The organism is Nocardia sp. NPDC087230, assembly GCF_044744725.1.
GTDB lineage: Bacteria > Actinomycetota > Actinomycetes > Mycobacteriales > Mycobacteriaceae > Nocardia > Nocardia canadensis.
This window is the reverse complement of record NZ_JBIUYV010000003.1, coordinates 648,901-669,329: the sequence shown is the minus strand read 5'-3', so window position 1 is coordinate 669,329 and position 20,429 is coordinate 648,901. Positions and strand designations below refer to the sequence as shown.

The 20,429-nt window shown below is 71.2% G+C and carries 12 protein-coding genes; 9 read left to right on the top strand and 3 right to left on the bottom strand.

Annotation, left to right across the window (positions count from 1 at the left end; all coding sequences use genetic code 11):
• Positions 1-111: 111 nt before the first annotated feature.
• Entirely contained in the window at positions 112-3,708 is a 3,597-nt protein-coding gene (metH, locus tag ACIO52_RS15190; RefSeq protein WP_402644323.1) for a methionine synthase, read from the bottom strand.
• Between the two features lie 138 nt (positions 3,709-3,846).
• On the opposite strand from metH, the gene ACIO52_RS15185 reads away from it, so the two are divergent.
• Together ACIO52_RS15185 and ACIO52_RS15180 are read left to right on the top strand one after the other, a co-directional pair.
• Positions 3,847-4,731: a PAC2 family protein gene (locus ACIO52_RS15185; RefSeq protein WP_218719697.1), complete on the top strand. Its 885-nt coding sequence runs from the start codon at positions 3,847-3,849 to the stop codon at positions 4,729-4,731.
• A 72-nt stretch (positions 4,732-4,803) separates the two neighbouring features.
• Positions 4,804-7,347: an AMP-binding protein gene (locus ACIO52_RS15180; RefSeq protein WP_402644319.1), complete on the top strand. Its 2,544-nt coding sequence runs from the start codon at positions 4,804-4,806 to the stop codon at positions 7,345-7,347.
• Here the strand turns inward: ACIO52_RS15180 and ACIO52_RS15175 are convergent.
• A complete protein-coding gene (locus ACIO52_RS15175; protein ID WP_218719699.1) occupies positions 7,249-7,554 on the bottom strand; it encodes a hypothetical protein in 306 nt (101 codons plus the stop codon). The two genes, ACIO52_RS15180 and ACIO52_RS15175, sit on opposite strands and share 99 nt — an antisense overlap.
• A 336-nt stretch (positions 7,555-7,890) precedes the next feature.
• On the opposite strand from ACIO52_RS15175, the gene ACIO52_RS15170 reads away from it, so the two are divergent.
• The 6 genes from ACIO52_RS15170 to ACIO52_RS15145 all read left to right on the top strand — a co-directional run bounded on the left by ACIO52_RS15170 (position 7,891) and on the right by ACIO52_RS15145 (position 18,163).
• On the top strand, positions 7,891-9,030 hold the full coding sequence (locus ACIO52_RS15170; RefSeq protein WP_316575184.1) for an XRE family transcriptional regulator: 1,140 nt from the start codon (positions 7,891-7,893) through the stop codon (positions 9,028-9,030).
• Between the two features lie 83 nt (positions 9,031-9,113).
• On the top strand, positions 9,114-10,673 hold the full coding sequence (locus tag ACIO52_RS15165) for a TIGR02677 family protein (protein ID WP_394358710.1): 1,560 nt from the start codon (positions 9,114-9,116) through the stop codon (positions 10,671-10,673).
• Positions 10,670-12,052, top strand: a complete 1,383-nt coding sequence (locus ACIO52_RS15160; RefSeq protein ID WP_402644314.1) for a TIGR02678 family protein — start codon at positions 10,670-10,672, stop codon at positions 12,050-12,052. Before ACIO52_RS15165 ends, ACIO52_RS15160 begins: the two co-directional genes overlap by 4 nt.
• Before the next feature lie 4 nt (positions 12,053-12,056).
• On the top strand, positions 12,057-16,412 hold the full coding sequence (locus tag ACIO52_RS15155) for a TIGR02680 family protein (protein WP_402644311.1): 4,356 nt from the start codon (positions 12,057-12,059) through the stop codon (positions 16,410-16,412).
• Between the two features lie 528 nt (positions 16,413-16,940).
• Positions 16,941-17,735: a hypothetical protein gene (locus tag ACIO52_RS15150; protein ID WP_402644308.1), complete on the top strand. Its 795-nt coding sequence runs from the start codon at positions 16,941-16,943 to the stop codon at positions 17,733-17,735.
• Positions 17,732-18,163 carry a hypothetical protein gene (locus tag ACIO52_RS15145; RefSeq protein ID WP_218719704.1) on the top strand — a complete coding sequence of 144 codons (432 nt, stop codon included), beginning with the start codon at positions 17,732-17,734 and terminating at the stop codon, positions 18,161-18,163. Before ACIO52_RS15150 ends, ACIO52_RS15145 begins: the two co-directional genes overlap by 4 nt.
• A 2-nt stretch (positions 18,164-18,165) precedes the next feature.
• Here ACIO52_RS15145 and ACIO52_RS15140 read toward each other — a convergent pair whose 3' ends face one another.
• The gene (locus ACIO52_RS15140) at positions 18,166-19,128 is read right to left on the bottom strand and encodes a YafY family protein (protein ID WP_342801660.1); all 963 of its coding nucleotides are present in this window, start codon (positions 19,126-19,128) and stop codon (positions 18,166-18,168) included.
• Between the two features lie 83 nt (positions 19,129-19,211).
• Here ACIO52_RS15140 and ACIO52_RS15135 point away from each other — a divergent pair, with 83 nt between their 5' ends.
• The gene (locus tag ACIO52_RS15135) at positions 19,212-20,348 is read left to right on the top strand and encodes an epoxide hydrolase family protein (RefSeq protein WP_402644304.1); all 1,137 of its coding nucleotides are present in this window, start codon (positions 19,212-19,214) and stop codon (positions 20,346-20,348) included.
• The last annotated feature ends 81 nt before the right edge of the window (positions 20,349-20,429 follow it).

Here is a 20,429-nt window from a genome sequence, read left to right as displayed (position 1 = left end):
GGCCCCGGTCCATGGACTCCCGGCCGCTTCGTGATCAGACTCACAACCGGCACAACAGCATCGGACCGGCCCCGCGGGGACCGGTCCGATCTGCCGTCGCCTGCCAGTGTCTCAGGCGTTGAAGTATTTCGCCTCCGGATGCAGCAGCACGAACGCGTCGGTCGACTGTTCCGGGTGCAGCTGCAGTTCCTCCGACAGCGTCACCCCGACCCGGCCCGCGTCGAGCAGATCGACCAGCTTGGCCCGGTCCTCGAGCTCCGGGCAGGCGCCGTAGCCGAAGGAGTACCGCGCACCGCGGTAGCCGAGCTTGAAGTAGTCCTGGATGTCGGCGGGATCGTCGTCGGCGACCGACTGGCCCTCCAGCGTCAGTTCCTCGCGCACCCGGCGATGCCAGTACTCGGCCAGCGCCTCGGTGAGCTGCACGCCGATTCCGTGCACCTCGAGGTAGTCGCGGTAGTTGTCGGCCGCGAACAGCGCGTTGGCGAAGTCGGCGATCGGCTGGCCCATGGTGACCAGCTGGAACGGCAGCACGTCGACCTGGCCGGTCTCGCGCGCCCGCTCCCGCGAGCGGATGAAGTCGGCGATGCACAGGAACCGGTCGCGCTGCTGGCGCGGGAAGGTGAACCGGTACCGCTCGGGCGCGTCGGCGTCGGGCTCGGTGAGCACGATGACGTCGTCGCCCTCCGACACCGCCGGGAAGTAGCCGTAGACCACCGCGGCGTGCTGCAGCACACCCTCGGTCGCGAGGCGGTCGAGCCAGGCCCGCAGCCGCGGGCGGCCCTCGCTCTCCACCAGCTCCTCGTAGGACGGACCGTCACCGCTGCGCTGACCGCGCAGACCCCACTGCCCCAGGAACAGCGCCCGCTCGTCGAGCAGGCCCGAATACTCCTGCAGCGGCAGCCCCTTCACCACGCGGGTGCCCCAGAACGGCGGGGTCGGCACGGGCAGATCGGCGGCCACGTCGGAGCGCTCGGGCACCTCGATCGGCACCTCGGCGGCCTTGCGCTCGGCGGCGATCCGCTTGGACCGCTCGTGGCGGGCCTTGCGCTCGGCGGCCTTCTCCTTGGCGGCGATCGCCTCGGGGCTGTCGGGATCGAGGCCACCACCGCGCTTGACGGTCATGATCTCGTCCATCAGGCGCAGGCCCTCGAACGCGTCGCGGGCGTAGTGCACGTCGCCCTCGTAGACGGCGGTGAGGTCGTTCTCCACGTAGGCGCGAGTCAGCGCGGCGCCGCCGAGCAGCACCGGGAACTGTTCGGCGACACCCTTGGCGTTGAGTTCCTCGAGGTTCTCCTTCATCACCACGGTCGACTTCACCAGCAGCCCGGACATGCCGATCACGTCGGCCTTCTTGTCCTGCGCGGCGTCGAGGATGGTGGCGATCGGCTGCTTGATGCCGAGGTTGACCACCTCGTAGCCGTTGTTGGACAGGATGATGTCGACCAGGTTCTTGCCGATGTCGTGCACGTCGCCCTTCACGGTGGCGAGCACGATCCGGCCCTTGCCGGAGTCGTCGGTGGCCTCCATGTGCGGTTCCAGGTGCGCCACCGCGGTCTTCATCACCTCGGCCGACTGGAGCACGAACGGCAGCTGCATCTGGCCGGAGCCGAACAGCTCGCCGACCGTCTTCATGCCCGAGAGCAGGGTCTCGTTGATGATCTGCAGCGGCGGCACGGTCTGCATCGCCTCGTCGAGGTCGACGTCGAGACCGTTGCGCTCGCCGTCGACGATGCGCCGCTCGAGCCGGTCGAACAGCGGCAACGCGGCCAGTTCCTCGGCCCGGGAGGCCTTCGACGACGCGGTCGAGACGCCCTCGAACAGTGCCATCAGCTTCTGCAGCGGGTCGTAGTCCTCGCCGCGGCGGTCGTAGATCAGGTCGAGGGCGGTCTGGCGCTGCTCGTCCGGGATCCGGCTCATCGGCAGGATCTTGGAGGCGTGCACGATCGCCGAATCCAGTCCGGCTTCGACACATTCGTGCATGAACACCGAGTTCAGCACCTGCCGGGCGGCCGGGTTCAGGCCGAAGGAGATATTGGACAGGCCGAGGGTGGTCTGCACCTGGGGGTGCCTGCGCTTGAGCTCGCGGATCGCCTCGATGGTCTCGAGGCCGTCCTTGCGCGACTCCTCCTGGCCGGTGCCGAGGGTGAAGGTCAGGGTGTCGACGATGATGTCGGACTCCAGCAGACCCCAGTTGGTCGTGATGTCGGAGATCAACCGCTCGGCGATCGCCACCTTGGTCTCGGCGGTGCGGGCCTGGCCCTCCTCGTCGATGGTCAGCGCGACCACGGCGGCACCGTGCTCGGAGACCAGCCGCATGATCTGCTGGAAGCGCGAATCCGGGCCGGCGCCGTCCTCGTAGTTCACCGAGTTCACCGCGCAGCGGCCACCCAGGTGCTCGAGACCGGCCTGCAGCACCGGCGGCTCGGTGGAGTCGAGCATGATCGGCAGGGTCGAGGACGTGGCCAGGCGCGAAGCGAGCTCGTTCATGTCCTTGGTGCCGTCGCGGCCGACGTAGTCGACGCACAGGTCGAGCATGTGCGCGCCGTCGCGGGTCTGGTCCTTGGCGATCTCGAGGCAGCGCTGCCAGTCCTCGGCCAGCATCGCGTCCCGGAAGGCCTTGGAGCCGTTGGCATTCGTGCGCTCACCGATCATCAGGATCGAGGCGTCCTGCTCGAACGGGACCGCGGTGTACATGCTCGACACGGCAGGCTCGTGGGCGGGCGTGCGGCGCGCCTCGATCGGCGGCAGCGTGGTCTCGACCGCGCGCACCGCCTCGGCGACCTGGCGGATGTGCTCGGGGGTGGTGCCACAGCAGCCACCCACCAGCGAGAGCCCGAACTCGGAGACGAAGCCGCTCATCGCGACCGCCAGCTCCTCCGGGGTCAGCGGGTACTCCGCGCCGTTCGCGCCGAGCACCGGCAGACCCGCGTTCGGCATCACCGAGACGGGAATCTGCGCGTGCCGCGACAGGTGGCGCAGGTGCTCGCTCATCTCGTCGGGGCCGGTCGCGCAGTTCAGGCCGATCATGTCGATGCCGAGCGGTTCGAGCGCGGTCAGCGCGGCGCCGATCTCGCTGCCGACCAGCATGGTGCCGGTGGTCTCCACGGTGACGTGGGTGATGATCGGGATCCGGCGGCCCGCGGCCGTCATGGCCCGCCTGCTGCCGGTGATCGCGGCCTTGACCTGCAGCAGGTCCTGGCAGGTCTCGATGAGGATGGCGTCGGCGCCACCGTCGAGCATGCCCAGGGCGGCCTCGGTGTAGGCGTCGCGCAGCGAGACGAACGGCGCGTGCCCCAGCGTCGGCAGCTTGGTGCCCGGTCCCATCGAGCCCAGCACATAGCGCGGGGTGCCGTCGGCGGACGGTCCCATCTCGTCGGCGACCTCACGGGCCAGCCGGGTGCCGCGCTCGGACAGATCGCGGATCCGGTCGGCGATGTCGTAGTCGGCCAGGTTGGGCAGGTTGCAGCCGAAGGTGTTGGTCTCCACCGCATCCGCGCCGGCTTCGAAGTACGCGCGGTGGATCGCGCGCAGCACGTCGGGGCGGGTGTCGTTGAGGATCTCGTTGCATCCTTCGAGGCCACGGAAATCGTCGAGCGACAGATCCGCGGCCTGCAACATCGTGCCCATCGCACCGTCGCCGATGACGACACGCCGTCGGAGCGTATCGAGGAGCGTGGTATCGAACCCGGTGGGCAAGGACGCAGACATGATTCAAGACTAATGGGCGGCCCCGACGCATAAGACCACTGCGGGTGATTCGAGTGGCGCCGGACACAGCCCGCACGGGAAACACGCAACAGCGCCGGTCACCGCAAAACAATTCGCCGAAGACACTAGGCTGACCGGGTGGATGCCAGTGAAACCCCCGAGACGGAACTGCCGACGTTGCGCAATCCCGTGCTGGTCGCGGCCTTCGAGGGCTGGAACGACGCCGGTGACGCCGCCAGTGGCGCGGTCGAACATCTGGAGTTGATCTGGGACGCCGAGCCGCTCGCCGAACTCGATTCCGAGGACTACTACGACTACCAGGTGAACCGCCCGACGGTGCGCCAGGTGGACGGGGTGACCAGGGAGATCCAGTGGCCCTCGACCATGTTGTCGGTGTGCTCGCCCCCCGGGAGCGATCGCGATGTCGTCCTGCTGCGCGGGATCGAACCCAACATGCGCTGGCGCAGCTTCTGCAACGACCTGCTCGAGTTCATCGAGCAGCTCGGTGTGGAGACAGTCGTCATCCTCGGCGCGTTGCTCGCCGACACGCCGCACACACGTCCGGTGCCGGTGACCGGCTCGGCCTACAGCCCCGAGGCCGCCGAGCGGTTCGCCCTGGAGCAGACCCGCTACGAGGGCCCGACCGGGATCACCGGGGTGCTGCAGGACATGTGTGTCAAGGCCGGGGTGCCTGCGGTGTCGTTCTGGGCGGCGGTGCCGCACTACGTGTCGCAGCCGCCGAACCCGAAGGCCACCATCGCGCTGCTGCACCGGGTCGAGGACGTCCTCGACATCGAGGTTCCGCTCGGTGAGCTACCCACACAGGCCGAGGAGTGGGAGGCCGCGGTCAACGAGATGACCGTCGGCGACGAGGAGATCAACGAGTACGTGCGCTCGCTCGAGGAGCGTGGCGACGCGGCGCTCGACCTCAACGAGACGATGGCCAAGATCGACGGTGACGCCATCGCCGCGGAGTTCGAGAAGTACCTGCGCAGGCGCGGTCCGGGCAGTTTCGGGCTCTGACCCGCGTTCACCGGGAATTCGCCACGCGACCACCTCCCGGATATCGACGGCACGCCCCCTAGACTTTTTCGCGTGCCGAACCACCCGATCGTCGCTCATCTCCGGGGATTCGACGACCGGATCGCGGTGCTGCACCGGCACCCGACCGTGCCCGCCGACACCCTGTGCCGCGTCACCTATGCCCAGCTCGCCGACCGCGTCGCGGAGTTCTCGGCACGGCTGGGCCCGGCGCGCCGACTCGTCGCGCTGACCGCGGCCAACGACATCGACTCCCTCGTCGCCTACCTGGGCGCGCTCGACGCGGGCTGCGTGGTGCTGCTGACCGGCGAGCTCTCCGGTGAACTCGCCGCAACCTACGATCCCGACGTCGTCGTCGAGGGCGGGCGGATCGTCGCCGAGCGCGCGGACCCGGCGCACGAGCTGCACCCGGAGCTCGCCCTGCTGTTGAGCACGTCCGGCTCGACCGGCTCGCCGAAGCTGGTCCGGCTCTCGGCCGCGAACCTGCTCGCCAACGCCGACTCGATCGCCCGCTATCTCGAGATCGGGCCGCACGATCGCGCGGCGACCACGCTGCCACTGTTCTACTGCTACGGCCTGTCGGTGGTGCACAGCCATCTGCTGCGCGGGGCGAGCCTGCTGCTCACCGACCGGTCGGTGAGCGATCCCGAGTTCTGGGACGAGTTCCGCGCGCACCGGGCGACGTCGTTCGCCGCGGTCCCCTACACCGTGGACCTGCTGGACCGGGTCGGCTTCGCCGAGATGTCACTGCCCGATCTGCGGTACGTGACGCAGGCGGGTGGCCGGCTCGAGCCCGCGCGGGTGCGGGCCTACGCGCGGCTCGGCGCGGCGGCGGGCTGGCGATTCTTCGTGATGTACGGCCAGACCGAGGCGACGGCCCGGATGGCGTATCTGCCACCGGAACTCGCGACCGAGCACCCGGACTGCATCGGGATACCCGTACCCGGTGGACATTTCACGCTCGAACCGGTCGACGACGGCGCCGCCGAGGAACTGGTGTACCACGGTGCCAACGTGATGCTCGGCTACGCGACCCGCCCCGCCGATCTCGCGCTGGGCCGCACCGTCGCGGCGCTGCGCACCGGTGACCTCGCCCGGCGCACCGCCGACGGCCTGTACCAGGTGATCGGCAGGCGCAGCCGCTTCGCGAAGCTGTTCGGGCTGCGCATCGATCTGGGCCGGATCGAATCCGAGCTCGCCGCCGCCGGTTTCGGCGCGGCCTGCACCGACGACGGCGCCCGGCTGATCGCCGCGGTGACCGGGACGGGCCGGGGTGATCCCGCCGTGCTGATCGCGCGGGCGTCGGGACTGCCCGCGGCGGCGGTGACCGTGACGATCGTCGACGAGCTGCCCCGGCTGGCCACCGGCAAGATCGACTACCCGGCGATCCGCGCGCAGGCGCCCGCCGAGCCCGAGACCGGCGCCGATGTGCGCGCCATCTACGCCGACGCGCTGGCCCTGCCGGTCGAGAAGATCTCGCGTGCACACAGCTTCGTGGAGCTGGGCGGTGATTCGCTCAGTTACGTCACCACCGCGGCCCGGCTGGAACGGGTCATCGGCAGGCTACCCGCCGACTGGCCGCAGCTCTCGATCGACCGGTTGGAGCGAGCACCGCGCGGCCGGGGCGGTGTCGGGCGAGCCCTGGACACCGCGACGGCGCTGCGCGCCATCGGCATCGTGCTCGTGCTCGGCTCGCACATCCAGCTGTTCGAGATCTGGGGTGCGGCGCACGTGCTGCTGGCGGTGGCCGGATACAACTTCGCGCGGTTCGCGGTGAGTGCGGCTCCCCCGGCCCAGCGTCTCCGGCAGACCGCGCGGTCGGTGGCGATGATCGCGGTGCCGACGGCGCTGTGGGTGTTGATCACGATGGTGTGGCAGCCCGGCTATTACAGCTGGCAGAATGTGGTGCTGCTCAACAAGATCCTCGGCCCGCGCAACGACACGGCGGGGCATCTGTGGTTCCTGGAGGTGCTGGTCTACTGCACGGTCGTCGCCGCGCTGCTGCTGCGGATCCCGTGGCTGGACCGCTGGGAGCGGCGGGGGCCGTTCTGGTTCGCCCTGGCTCTGCTCGGGCTCGCCCTGGTGGTGCGCTGGCATGCGTTCGGGCTCTATCCCGAGCGCGATATCCCGTTGTCACCGCTGGCCTGTTGGTACTTCGTTCTCGGCTGGGCCGGAGCGAAGGCGACGGCAGTCTGGCAGCGGCTGATCGTCAGCGCCGTGCTGCTGGCAAGTGTGCCGGGGTATTTCGGCGTCACCGATCGGGAACGCCTGGTGATGGCGGGCATCCTGCTGCTGGTCTGGCTGCCCGCGCTGCGCGTGCCCGCCGTCCTCGCCGTGGTGGCGGTGGCGGTGGCCGACAGCTCGTTGTTCGCGTACCTGCTGCACTGGCAGGTGTACCCGGCGTTCGGCGACCATCGACTGCTCGCATTGTTCGCCTCGCTCGCGGCCGGTGCGGCCGCTACCAGGATGGTGGTTCTGTGCCGGCGGAACTGGCCACGGCTAGCGCTCCAGGGTCAGTACCTGGGCGGCCGCCTCGTGCGCCAGCTTCGCGATCAGCAGGTCACGCGGGATCGTCTGGCCGGCAAGGTGATCGAGTGACGGCACCACCACGTGGTGGGCGTCGGCCCGCTTCAATTCCTGAGTGAGTTCGGCGAACGCCGCACCGTCACCCGCGGTCGATTCATGGAACGTCGCGGCGAAGCACATCCCCGCGGTGCGCGCGAGGCTGCGTAGCGCATCCTCCAATTGGTCGCTCCGGCCTTCGGCCAGGTCGTCCCGCAAGTATCCATAGATCAACGCTTCCACCCGAACCTCCGTTGGATTGGGATCGCTGTTCTGTTGTCGGATCCCCCCGCGCCACGCCGTGCGCCGCGCGGGGGTACTGCGTTGCCCTGCAAGCTCTCCTGCAAAGCGGGTGTCCGCCGGGGTCGGCGACGAGCACCTACTTACAGCATGCGTATTCGCGGCCCCGCGCAGCAGATGTCAAGCCGATGACATCTACATGCCCTATTCGGGACGCCGAACGTTAACTGGTGGGATACTACCGCCGTGACCGCAACTGATGATCGACCCGTCTGGGCTGTTCGGATGCGTTCGGAACGTGACGCGAGGGGATGGTCGCAAGCCGATGCCGTCCGCGCGATGCGTGCCAAGTCCTCCCACAACCTGCCGACGGACAGTACCCTGCTGCGCAACTGGCGGCGCTGGGAGTCCGGGGAATCGCGCCCCGACGAGTTCTACGCGCCGATCATCGCGGCCGCGTTCGACACCGTCCCCGCCGCGTTCTTCCCCAAGTCCCGGCCCAACCGCGATGACGAGCTGTTATCGGCGACCGGTATGGACACGCTCGAGTTCATCGGCAGACTCCGGATGTCCGACGTCAACAGCGCCACCCTGGACGCGGTGCGGATCACCGCCGAACGGCTGTGCTGCGAGTACGCCTACGCCGACCCGCACGAGCTGCACGCCGAGGGCACCGCGTGGCTGCGCCGGATCACCTCGCTGCTCGACGGCAGGCTCACCCTGAGCCAGCATCGGGAGATCCTCGTGCTGGCGGGCTGGGTGGCGTTGCTGGTCGGTTGCGTCGATTACGACCTCGGACACCGGGCCGGCGCCGAGGCCACCCGGCGGGCCGCGGATTCGCTGGGCCGCGAGGCGGGCAACGTCGAGATCTCGGCGTGGGCCGCCGAGATGTCGGCCTGGTTCGCGCTCACCCAGGGCAATTTCCGGGGCGCGATCGACGTCTCGGAGAAGGCCATGCCGGGCACCGCCTCGATGGGTGTCGGGGTGCAGCTGGCCGCCCAACGGGCCAAGGGCTGGGCCCGCCTCGGTGATCGCCGGGCGGTGCAGACCGCGCTCGACGAGGGCAGGGCGATCCTGTCGCGGATGGGTCATCCGGCCGATCTGCACAACCACTTCGTCGTCGACGCGACCAAGTTCGACTTCTACGCGATGGACTGCTGCCGGGTCGCGGGCCAGGACCGGCTGGCCGAGCGCTACGCCCAGCAGGTGATCAGCGATTCGACCAGGCCCGACGGTTCGGTCCGCAACCCGATGCGGGTCTCGGAGGCCCGGCTGACGCTGGCCGTGGTCGCCGTGCGCGACCGCGATCTCGAGCGCGCGGTCGAGGAGGGCGTCGCGGCGTTCACGGCGGGTCGCCGCTCGCTGCCGTCGCTGGCCTGGATCGCCGGCGAGGCGGCCAGGGAGATCATCGAACGCTATCCGGGAGATCCGCGCACCCAGTCGTTCCTCGAGCAGCTGCGCTCGCTCAACGTCGGGTGAGCGGGGCTTACCAGACGGCGGGGGCACGCCGATCCGGGGCGGGTCCCCCGGGGCGCGCGGCGGCCACCACTAATCTGTCTACGGTGACCGACCTCGCCGACGGCCTGCCCAGCGCCGTACCCGCCCTGTGGGACGAGCGGCTGCGGTTGTTCTCGTTCGCGACCGCGGAGAAGCGCGCCGACTACCTGCGGGTGCTGCGCGCCTTCGACAGTGCCCGCGCCGCCTACGTGGTGCTGCTGCACGCCGACGACGTCGCCGAGTGGATCGCCAGAGCCGAGACCGGCGGGCAGGCCGGGCCCGCGGGCGTGCCGCTGCCCGCGGTCGAGATCGGCCCGCTGCTCGAGCAGCTGCACCGCTGGGGCGTGCTGGAACGCAGCTACGACGGCACCCGCGCGGCCACTCTGGCCGAGTACCGCAACCGGCACTACGTCTACCAGTTCGCGCAGGCGGGTTTCCAGGCGTACCGGGCGGTGGCCGGCGTGCTGACGGCCCGGATGGACGACGCGTCGCTGTCACGCCTGGTGCTGCCCGAACTGCTCACCGACCTGCGTACCCTGGCCGCGGCCAATCGCGACGGCGACGCCGAGCGGGTCTACACCACGCTGCGCAGGCTCGATGCCGCGCTCACCGACATGGCCGCGCGCGCGGCGCACTTCTACCTGTCGCTGGGCGATCTGGTGCGCACGACCGAGATCACCCCGGAATCCTTTCTCGCGCACAAGGACGCGCTGCTGGCGCACATGCGCGAGTTCAGCATGGACCTGGCCCGGTTCGCCCCCCGGCTGGCGGCCGCGATCGGCGAGGTGGAAGCCACCGGCGTCGAGCAGCTGATCGGCCGCGCGGCGAGCTGCGACGAGCGGGTGCTGCTGAGCCCGGCCGAACGCGAGGCCGACTGGCGCTCGCGCTGGGACGGCCTGCGCACCTGGTTCGTGGCGGCGGGCGGCGGCGAGGCGAACGAGTCGTGTGAGGCCGACCGGCTGCGCGAGGCGACGATGAGCGCGATCGCCGCGGTGCTGTCGCTGCTGCGCCGGGTCACCGAGACCCGCCGCGGCGGGGTCAGCCGGGAATCGGCGCTGCGGCATCTGGCCGCCTGGTTCGTCGACACCCCCACCACGGGCAGCGCGCACGCGCTCTACGACGCGGTGTTCGGCCTGGGCAGGCCGCGGCACCTAGCGCTCGAGCATCCCGACGCCGAGGTGATCCCGGCGGGCCGGTCCTGGTGGGAGGCACCGCCGTTGGAGATCTCACGGACCCTCGCCGAGACCGGTCGCGCGCCGACCGCGGGCGCGCCGGCCCGGATCGCGCGCAACGACGCGGGCATCCGCAGGTTGCGCGAGGCCCAGCTGGCGGCCCAGCGCGAGCGGGCCGCGGCCGCGGCCTCCCTGGCCACCGGCGCCGTGCACGAACGGGTCCTGGACCAGCGCGAGACCGAGGTGCTGCTGCGCCTGCTCGACGCCGCGTCGACGGCGTGGGTGCCGGTCAGCGGAAAGGTCGACGGCACAACGGGTTCCGACAACGGCGTGACACTGACGGTGCGGCCGTGCGACGGGTCGACCGTCATCCGCACCGCGGCGGGCCTGCTGCACCTGAACAACCGCCGCCTCGAGGTCACCGCGACCACGCGACGGGGGACGCCACGATGAGACCGCACCGCCGCATCGACGCCCTCGCCCTGGACAGCTACCAGCGCGCCGCCCGCGTCATGCTCGCCAACCACCTGGTCACCCGGGTCTATCCCGACCGGATCGCGCTGCCGCTGATCCGGCGCTGGGCCACCGAACTGCGCGAGGACCTCGCCGAACTGTTCGGCTACCGCCTCGAGGTCACCGAGACCACGGCTCGGCTGTATCCGGTGCACGACCGGCTCGACGACACCCTGCCCGCGCGCAGCGTCAACGACCGCGTCTTCGACCGCCGCCGCTACGCCTATCTCTCCTTGGCCCTGGCCGCGCTCGGCCGCGCGGGCGACCAGATCACGCTGTCGGAATTGGCCGAACACGTGGCCGATTACGCGAGCCGGATCGACGGCCTCGAGCTGTCCACCGAGCGGGCCGCCGATCGGGACGCGTTCGTCGACGCGGTCGGCTGGCTCGGCGCCAGGGGCGCGCTCACCCTGGCCGACGGTGACGCGGGCGGCTGGGCCAGCGACCCGGAGGCGGGCGAGGCCCTCTACGACATCGACCGGCCGGTGGTGTTCGCGCTGTTCCGGCCGCCGCGCGCGCTGCAGCATCTGCACAGCGTGCGGGGTCTGCTGGCCGAGGACACCGAGCACGCGCCCGCCGAACAGGCCCGCCGGGTGCGCCGCGCGCTGGTGGAACGTCCGGTCGTATACCTCGGAGACCTCTCCCCCGCCGAGCGCGCCCTGCTCGGCCAGGACCGCGTGGTCGACGAGGTCGAGTACTGCACCGGCCTGCGCGCCGAGCGGCGCGCCGAAGGGGTCGCGCTCATCGACACCTCGGGCAGGCTCTCCGACACCCGCTTCCCCGGCACCGGCACGCTCGCGCAGGTGGCGCTGCTGCTCATCGGCGAGATCGCCGACGTCGTCCTCGACATCGACGACCCGGTCGCGCGCCATCCCGCGCCGACCACCGAGGACGCGCTGCTCGACCAGCTCGACGCGGCCATCCCCGCGGCGGGCGTGTTCGCCCCGCTCGCCGAGGATCCCGAAACACCGGACCCGCCCGCGGATTCCGTCGACGACGAACTCGCCGACACCGAGCCGCTCACCTATCCGTTCCTCGACGACGCCTGGGTGCGCGGCACGGTCACCGCGCTGACCGACCGCTACGGCGCCACCTTCGCCGCGCAGTGGCAGGCCGATGTCGGCGGGCTCACCGCCGAGGTCGTCGCGCTGCTCACCAAGCTTCGGCTGGTCCGGCCGGTCGAGGGCGGGCTGCTGATCCTGCCCGCGCTGGCCAGGTATCGGGGCGCGGTGGTCACCGTGCGGGTCCGCCAGGCCGAGGAATTGTTCGTCACCGCCGCCGACACCGACGGCAGCAGCACCGGAACGGGAGGGAACTGAGCAGATGTCGCTCATTCACGGCGGAGTGCGTTTCGTCCCGACCCGCGCGGGCATCGTCAACCTCTGGGACTACCGCGACCAGGAGTTCTGTTTCGCCGACGGCAGGCTCGTGCTGCGCGGTCCGAACGGATCGGGCAAGACCAAGGCCCTGGAGGTGCTGTTCCCGTTCGTGCTCGACGGACGGATCGAGCCGCGCAGGCTCAATCCGTTCGCCGGCGAAGAGCGCACCATGAAGTCGAATCTGCTCTATCGCAAGCAGGAATCGGCCTACTCGTATGTCTGGATGGAGTTCGCGCGCGGCAGCTGGGAGGACCCGGAGGTCGTCACGGTCGGCATCGGCATGCGCGCCACCCGGTCCTCGGACAAAGTCACCCGCTGGTATTTCGTCGCCGACGGGCGCGCGGGCGTCGACTTCTCCTTGATCGGCCCCGACGACCGGCCGCTGACCCGCAAGCAGCTCGCCGAGCAGATCGGCAGTGACGCCATCGTCGACCGGCCGGTGGAGTACCGGGCCGCCATCGACGCCCGCATGTTCGGGCTCGGAGTGCAGCGCTACGACCAGCTGATCAATCTGATCCTCACGCTGCGCCGACCGCAGCTGGCCAAGAACCTCGACCCCCGCGGCCTGTCGCAGGCACTCACCGACGGCCTGCGCCCGCTCGACGAGCAGCTGATCCTGGACGCGGCCCGGTCCTTCAGCGATATGGAGGAGGTCGGGCGCACCCTGGACGGGCTCGTCCAAGCCGACACCGCAACGCGCCGCTTCGTCGACGTGTACCGCAAATACCTCGCCGTGCAGGCCAAGACCGATGTCGACCAGGTGCGTGCCCGCCTCGACGCGGTCACCAACGCCTCGACCGCCCTGTTCGCGGCCACTGCCCTGCGCACCCGGCGCGAGGCCGACCGCACCGCCGCCGAGGCCAGGGCCGAGGAGGCCGACCGCGCCTACGAACAGGCCATCGCCGACCGCGAGAACCTGCAGCGCTCGAGCGCCTACGAGGGCAAACAGCAGCTCGACGACCTCGCCGACGCTGTCCGCAGGCTCGAGACCTCTGCCGCCGTGCACCGCGACAAGGCCGCCGAGGCCGGCCAGACCCTGCAGCGCCGCGCCGAGGAAGCCGAGCGCGCCGCCGAGGCCGTGCGCACCGCCGCCGCCGCGCTGGACCGCGGCGAGGACGCCCTGCGTGCCGCGGCCGAGGAGGCCGGCATCGAGTGGACCACGCCAGGTGCCGACGGCCGCGGTGATCAGATCACCGCCGCCGTGCGCGGCCACGCCGAGGAACGCGACGCCGACGTCCGCGCGGTGCGCAAGGCGTTGAGCCGCTGGGAAGCCCTGGCCGCCGATCGCACCCGCGCCCAGCGCCTGGCCGAACGCGCCGTGGAACTGCGCGACGCCGCGGCCGCCGAGGTGGCCCACGCCGAAGCCGCCGTCACGCTGGCCAGGACCGAATCGGCTGCCGCCCTGCGCACCTGGTGGCAGACCAACGCGGCGGTGCTGGCGCCGATCGCCGCGGGCACGCTGCTGACCGGTCACGACACCGACCTCGGTTCCGGCGGCATTCCGCGCAGCGCCGATGCGGAGCGCCCTGGGCTTTTCGATGCCTTGACCTCGGCCCTCGCCGCGGCGGGCACGGAGGACGCCCCGTCCGTGCACGAGGTGCTGGCCGAGTATTGCGAGCCCTTGCAGGACCAGATCCGCACCCGACGGCAGGAAGCCAAGGCGCGGGCGGCGGCCGCGGCCGCACGCCGGGAAGCGCTGGTCGCCGAGCGCGACAAGGTGGCCGCCGAACGCGACGACGCGCCGCCGCCGCACCCGACCGACGCCCGCGAGCCGACAGACCTTCCCGGCGTGCCCTTCTGGCGCTCGGTCCGGTTCGCGGACGCGGTGGCCCCGGCCGAAGCCGCGGGTATCGAGGCCGCTCTCCAGGCGACCGGGCTCCTCGACGCCTGGATCTGTGACCCGGCCCGCGTCCCCGATGTCGACGGGGTCCGCTATCTGCTCCCGCTGCCCGCCGCCGATCGCCCGGCCGGTCGCACCCTCGCCGACGTCCTTGTCGTCGAGGACGGCTCCGACGATCTGGCGATCCCGACGAGCATCGTCGCCGAGGTGCTGGCCTCGATCGCACTCGACGAAGCACCCGCCGCCGACGTGGCGGGCACCGAACCGAGGGTGGCCGGAACGACTGCCGCTGGAGTGCTCCGCCTCCCGGCGGGCGCGGGCGATCCCGTCGTCGTCGGCACTGCCGGAATCTTCCGGCACGGCCTGCACGTGGGACGCCACACCAAGCCCGACGCCGAGTTCCTCGGCGCGACCGCGCGCGCCCGCCGCCGGGAACTGCGCCAGGCCGAACTCGACGCGGCGATCGAGGCCGCTGCCGCCGAAGCCGAGGCGGCGAAGGCCGACGAGGCCACGGCCACCGCCGAATTGGCGACCCTCAGCGCCGCGACGAAGTCCCTGCCCCGCCCGTCCGCGATCACCGCCGCGCTGCGCGCGGTCGCGGAGACGGCCGGTCTCATGCGGTCGCGGTCGGAGGCCGTCACCCAGACCGAACGCGATCTGGACCAGGCGGTCGGCGAGGCCACCGCGATGGACAAGAAGCTGCGAGCCACCGCGCAGGCGCATCGCACGCCGACCGAGGCCCGCGAACTCGACGCGCTCGCCGCCGCGATCCGGCACTTCGAGAACACCGGCACCGGGCTGCTGCGGCTGCGCGCCGAACACGAGCGCGAACGTGAACGCGAACGCGAGGGCGCCGACCGGCACGACGAGGCGCGAGCGCTGGCCGAGGCCTTCGCCGAGGAAGCCGAAGCCGCCCGGCTCGGGTTCACCGAACAGCAGCGCAAGCTCGAGACCCTGCGGGAAGCGCTGGGCGCCGGCGCCGCCGACATCGACCGCGACCTCGAGGCCGCCCGCGCCGCGATCGAGGCGGCCAAGGCCGAGCAGCGAGCCGCGCGCAAGGCCGCCAATGCCGCGATCGAGGCGGTCGGCGACGCCGAGGCCGCCTACCGCACCGCCAACGAGGCACTGGCCACCGCGCTCACCGAGGTGCTGGCGGAGGTGCGGTCGCTGGCGCCCTACGCCCGGCCTGACCTGCTCAGTCTGCTCGGTGCCTCGGTCGAGCACCGCTGGCCGAGCACCGATGCCGCGTGGTCGACCCCGGAGCAGTTGCAGTACCGGATCGTCGCCGCCGGACCGGAGACCGACCCGGTCGTGCTGCCCGAGGAGGTGGCCGCCCTGTTCGCCGACCTCGACACCGCCACCACCCAGGTGCGAGCCACCGAAGCCGGGCGCAAGTCCACCCGGTCGGCGGTGACCAGCGCGCTGCAGGAGTTCGATGCCGCGCTCACCGCGTCGGGCCGCGACTATCGACTGCACTGGGATGCCGCCGACGGCCTGACCGTGGTCGCCGTGCACGACGAGAACGGACAGGCCGCGCTCGCCGATTTCGCGGCTCGGATCGACGCCGCGCGCCGCGATCAGGAACTGCTGCTCACCGACGCCGAGCGCCGCATCCTGGAGGACGCGCTGCTGACCGGCCTGGCCCAGCAGATCCACGAACGCACCAGCGACGCCCGCGAACTCATCACCCGCATGGGCGCGGAGATGAAGCAGCGCCGGATGTCGTCGGGCAACACCATCGGCGTGCACTGGATCCTGGCCGACGGCCTGTCCGAGGCCGCCCGCGCCATGTGCAAACTGCTCGACCGGGACACCGCGGCGCTGAGCCCGGAGGATCTGGGCGCCGTGCGCGCCCATTTCGCCGCGGAGATCCGCGCGGCCCGCACCGCCCACCCGGAGCGGTCCTACCCCGAGATCCTCGGCGCCACCCTCGATTACCGCACCTGGCGGGTGTTCTCGTTCACCCTGATCAACGGCGACGGCAGCGAGGACAAGCTGACCGTGGCCCGGCACAGCGCGCTCTCCGGTGGCGAGCAGTCGGTCTCGCTGCACCTGCCGCTGTTCGCGGCCGCGCACGTGATGCTCGACTCCGCCGATCCGCAGGCTCCCCGTCTGCTGGCGCTGGACGAGGCGTTCGCGGGCGTCGACGACAACGGCCGTAGCGAATTGCTCGGCCTGAGTGTGCAATTCGACCTCGATCTGTTCATGACCGGCTACGACCTGTGGATCACCTACGGCCACGTCCCCGGCTGCGCGCACTACGACCTGGCGCACTCGACCGCCGAGAACACCGTCAGCGCCACGCTGCTGGTCTGGGACAGCGGCGAGCTGCTGGCCGAACACGACGGCGGCGACCTGACCACGGCGCTGGGCTCCCCCAACCGCCGCCGCGTCCCCAACACCATCGAGGGCGGCCTCACTCTGGAGGGCATGCCGGGCGAACCGGCCCCGGTGGGCTGAATGCTCAGGCGCGCCAACCGGTCTTGACGCCACCGCGCCGCCCCGGCGGCGTGGTGGCCAGGCAATTGCCGGAAGTCTTAGACCGACCAGTTTTCTTACTCGGAATTAACCGAATCGAATTTCGCGGAATCGGTTGCTCGAAATCCTCAGTGCTGCCAGGATTTTGCTCGTGACGGGACCGGCCCTGGCCGGGCCGGCACGATCACGGTGCGGTCGCCACCGCACGCCGTCAGCAAGTCTTCAGGGGATCGTCGTGCGATATCGACACAATCAACACCGCCCACCCGGGTCGGACCGGCGGTTTTCCGGCGCTGCCGCGGGTCGGGATGCCGTGTGCGGCGGTCGGTCACGACCGCCGCGTCCGACGATGCGCTGAGTTCGCCGGAACTCGGCCGACCCAGCCCGATGAAGGTGCCGGACATATTCGCCGGAAATGGTTTGCGGCCGTTGCTGGCTCGCCTGCGCCGGGATCGCCGTTGCACCGATCCGGCGCCGACCTTTCCTTGCCCACCGCGGGATGTGACCACCATGCAGCTCCCCGTCCCCCTGCGGGACACCACCCGTCCACTCGCGGCCGCGCTCACCGACGCCGACGCGCGCCGGTTCACCGGCATCCTGCGCGTCACCGGCGAACCGGGCGGTGACATCCGCTGCGTCGACGGCCGGATCGTGGCCGTGAGTACCGGTGGCGCACCGGATTTCGACGCCCTCGACCCGCACGACGACGCACAGCCGCTCGGCGCGGCCCGCACCCGGCTGCTGCGGATGACGGCCACCGTCGACGGCACCTTCGCCATCGCGGCGGGCTGGATCGATCGCTGTCACTGGATCGATGCCCACCCGGATGTCGTCGCCGCCGACGATTCCGGCTACGACGCCGAGTGGCTGCTCGGCGAGGCCGAGCGCAGGCTGGCCGCGCTCGCGCACGCCGGCTTCTCGCCGTACCGGAACCTGCTGGCGCTCACCGACTTCGGCCGCTCGGTACGCGAGCAGGGCGCCGAGCTCCTGCGCCTGGTCGACGGCACCAGGAGCTGCCGCGACCTGGCCTTCCTGCTCGGCCGTCCGCTCTACCCGGTGACTGTCGAGGTCGCGCGCCTGCTCGGCGCCGGTCAGCTGACGGTGCCCGCCCGGCACGCCGCCGACCACCCGCCCGTCCCCGCCGGGGCGGGCATGGTCGACCCGGCGCTGCCCCGGCGCCGCCGCGGCGCCAGCGGCATCAACGACACCCTCCGGCCGCGTCCACCGCAGGCCGCTCCCCCGTCCACGACCGCCGTGGGCGTACCCGACTCTTCGCCACGGCGGAGAACCGAGAGGATCTCATGAACACCAACGGCACCCCCGCCAGCATGAACGAACGGCTCACCGGGATGGTCAAGTCGCTGCGCGCCGAAGTTCCCGACTGCGTCGCCGCGGGCGTCATCGACATGTCGACCGGCATGCTGTTGTCGGTGGAGACCGTCGACAACCATCCGCCGGAGGTGCTGGATTTGCTCGCGGCCGCCACCCTCGACCTGTTCCAGGGCCGCAATGTGGTGATGATCGAGGACATCTGGAAGGAACGGCGCGGCATCCGCAGCGACGACCACTACTTCCAGGAGATCCTGGTCAATTCCAACAACCTCACCCACCTGTTCCTGCGCGCGGAGAGCCGCGACGATCTGGTGGTCGTGGTGGTGTGCCGCAAGACGGTCAATGTGGGCATGCTGTTCGCCCAGTCACGCCGGGTGCTCAAGGACACCGGCAGGCTCTGAGGTCATTCGGCGAGCGCATCCGCGAGCCGGGACCCGCAGGCGCGCAGGTGTGCTCGCAGCTCCGGGGAGCCGTGCACCCGGAACGGGAAGCCGAGGGCGACGAGTTGCGCGGCGAGCCATCGCGGGTCGTCGTCGCGGGTTTCGGTGAGCCGGCACCTGGCATCGCCGTCGGCCACGATGCTGTCCGGCGCCGCACCGAGCCTGCCCGCCACCCGGTGCGCCGGCGCCTCGAACGTCACGTCCACCGTGTATCGCGGTGTGGCCCAGTCGGTTCGGCGCCCCGCGACGTACTCCGCGGCATCGGCGGCGGGGAGTTCCCTGGCGACGATGCGGGCGCCGGTCGGTCGCGGCTCCTCGACGCGGTCGGCGCGGAAGCTGCGCCAGGCGTCGCGCTCGAGGTCGTAGGCGACCAGATACCACCGACGGCCCGCCGCCGCGATGCCGATCGGCTCGACGTGTCGCCGCGACTCGGCGCCCGCGGCGTCCCGATAGCGCAGGCGCACCCGTTCCCGGTTGCTCACCGCGGCGGCGAGGACGGTGAGAACCTCCGGATCGACCGTGGGGCCCGCGCCCGCGGAGACCGTCACCGCCGCGCCGACCACCCGCACCCGCCTGCGGAGCCTGGTGGGCAGTACCTGTTCGAGTTTGGTGAGCGCGCGCACCGCCGCGTCCTCGATCCCGGCGACGGCCTGCCCGGCCGCGACCCGCAGGCCGACCGCGACGGCCACCGCCTCGTCCTCGTCGAGCACCAGCGGCGGCAGCGCCGAACCGGCGGTGAGGCGGTAGCCGCCGGTCGCCCCGAGCGCCGCCACGACGGGATAGCCCAGCTCGCGCAGCCGGTCGACATCACGGCGGACCGTGCGGTCGGTGACACCGAGCCGGTCGGCGAGTTCGCTGCCCGGCCACTCGCGTGGCATCTGCAGCAGGGAGAGCAAACGGAGCAGCCGGGCGGCGGTATCGGTCATGGCCGATATTCTGCCGCGCATCTAGGACCGAAACTGTCCTAGATGATTCCTAGCGTGGTGTGCACACCGACCGAGGAGTGCAGATGACGACCATTCGTCCCTTCCGTATCGACATCCCGCAGACCGATCTCGACGACCTGCGCGAGCGCCTGCGCCGGGCACGCTGGGCCGCGCCGCTGCCGGGAGCGGGCTGGGACCGCGGCGCGCCGACCGACTACCTGCGCGACCTGGCGCGGTACTGGGCCGAGGATTTCGATTGGCGCGCACAGGAATCCGCGCTCAACGAGTTCCCGCAGTTCGTCACCGAGATCGACGGCCTCGACGTGCACTTCCTGCACGTGCGCTCCCCCGAGCCGGACGCGGTGCCGCTCGTACTCACCCACGGCTGGCCGAACTCGTTCGTCGAGTTCACCCGCACCATCGGCCCGCTGACCGATCCGCGGGCCCACGGGCTCGACCCGGCCCCGGCCTTCCACATCGTGGTGCCGTCGATCCCCGGCTTCGCGTTCTCGGCGGCGCCGCGTGAGACGGGCATGAGCGCGGCCCGGGTGGCCCGGATGTGGACCACGCTGATGGACCGGCTGGGCTACGACCGCTACGGCACCCAGGGTGGTGACCTCGGCGCCTACATCGCCCCGGAGATGGCGCTCGCCGCGCCCGAGCACGTCATCGGCGTGCATCTCGACGGCGGGATCGGGATGCCGACCGCGGCCGACGTGCCGACCATGTCGGACGAGGACCTGCGGCAGTGGGAGGAGATGCAGCAGTGGATGACCGGCGGCGTCGACCACCACACCCTGCTGCGGGCCGCGCCGCAGACCTTCGCGCTCGGCTGGAACGACTCCCCGGTGGCGATGCTGGCCTGGCTGATGCAGAAGTTCCAGGAGTTCACCCCGATGGCCGACCTCGCCGAGGACGTCATCGACCGCGACCATCTGCTCACCAACGCCGCGATCTACTGGTTCACCCAGACCACCGGCACCTCCTCGTGGCCGATGTACGACGGTCTGCGCGACGGTGGCTTCGGTTGGCCCCCCGGCCAGAATCTGGTCCCGACCGGTGTCTACGGCGGCGGTTCACCGCTGATGCGCAAGCTCGCCGACCGCGACCACAAGATCACCCACTGGCCCTCGGGCAACCCGGGCAACCACTTCGTCGCCATGGAAGAACCCCTGGCCCACGCCAGCGACATCCGCACCTTCTTCGCCGACCTGCGCTGAATCCGGCCGGTGACAGCACACCGGGCAGGGTGCGCGGCACCCTGCCCGGTGGTTCGTTCGTGGCGTTCGGCTATCGCATGC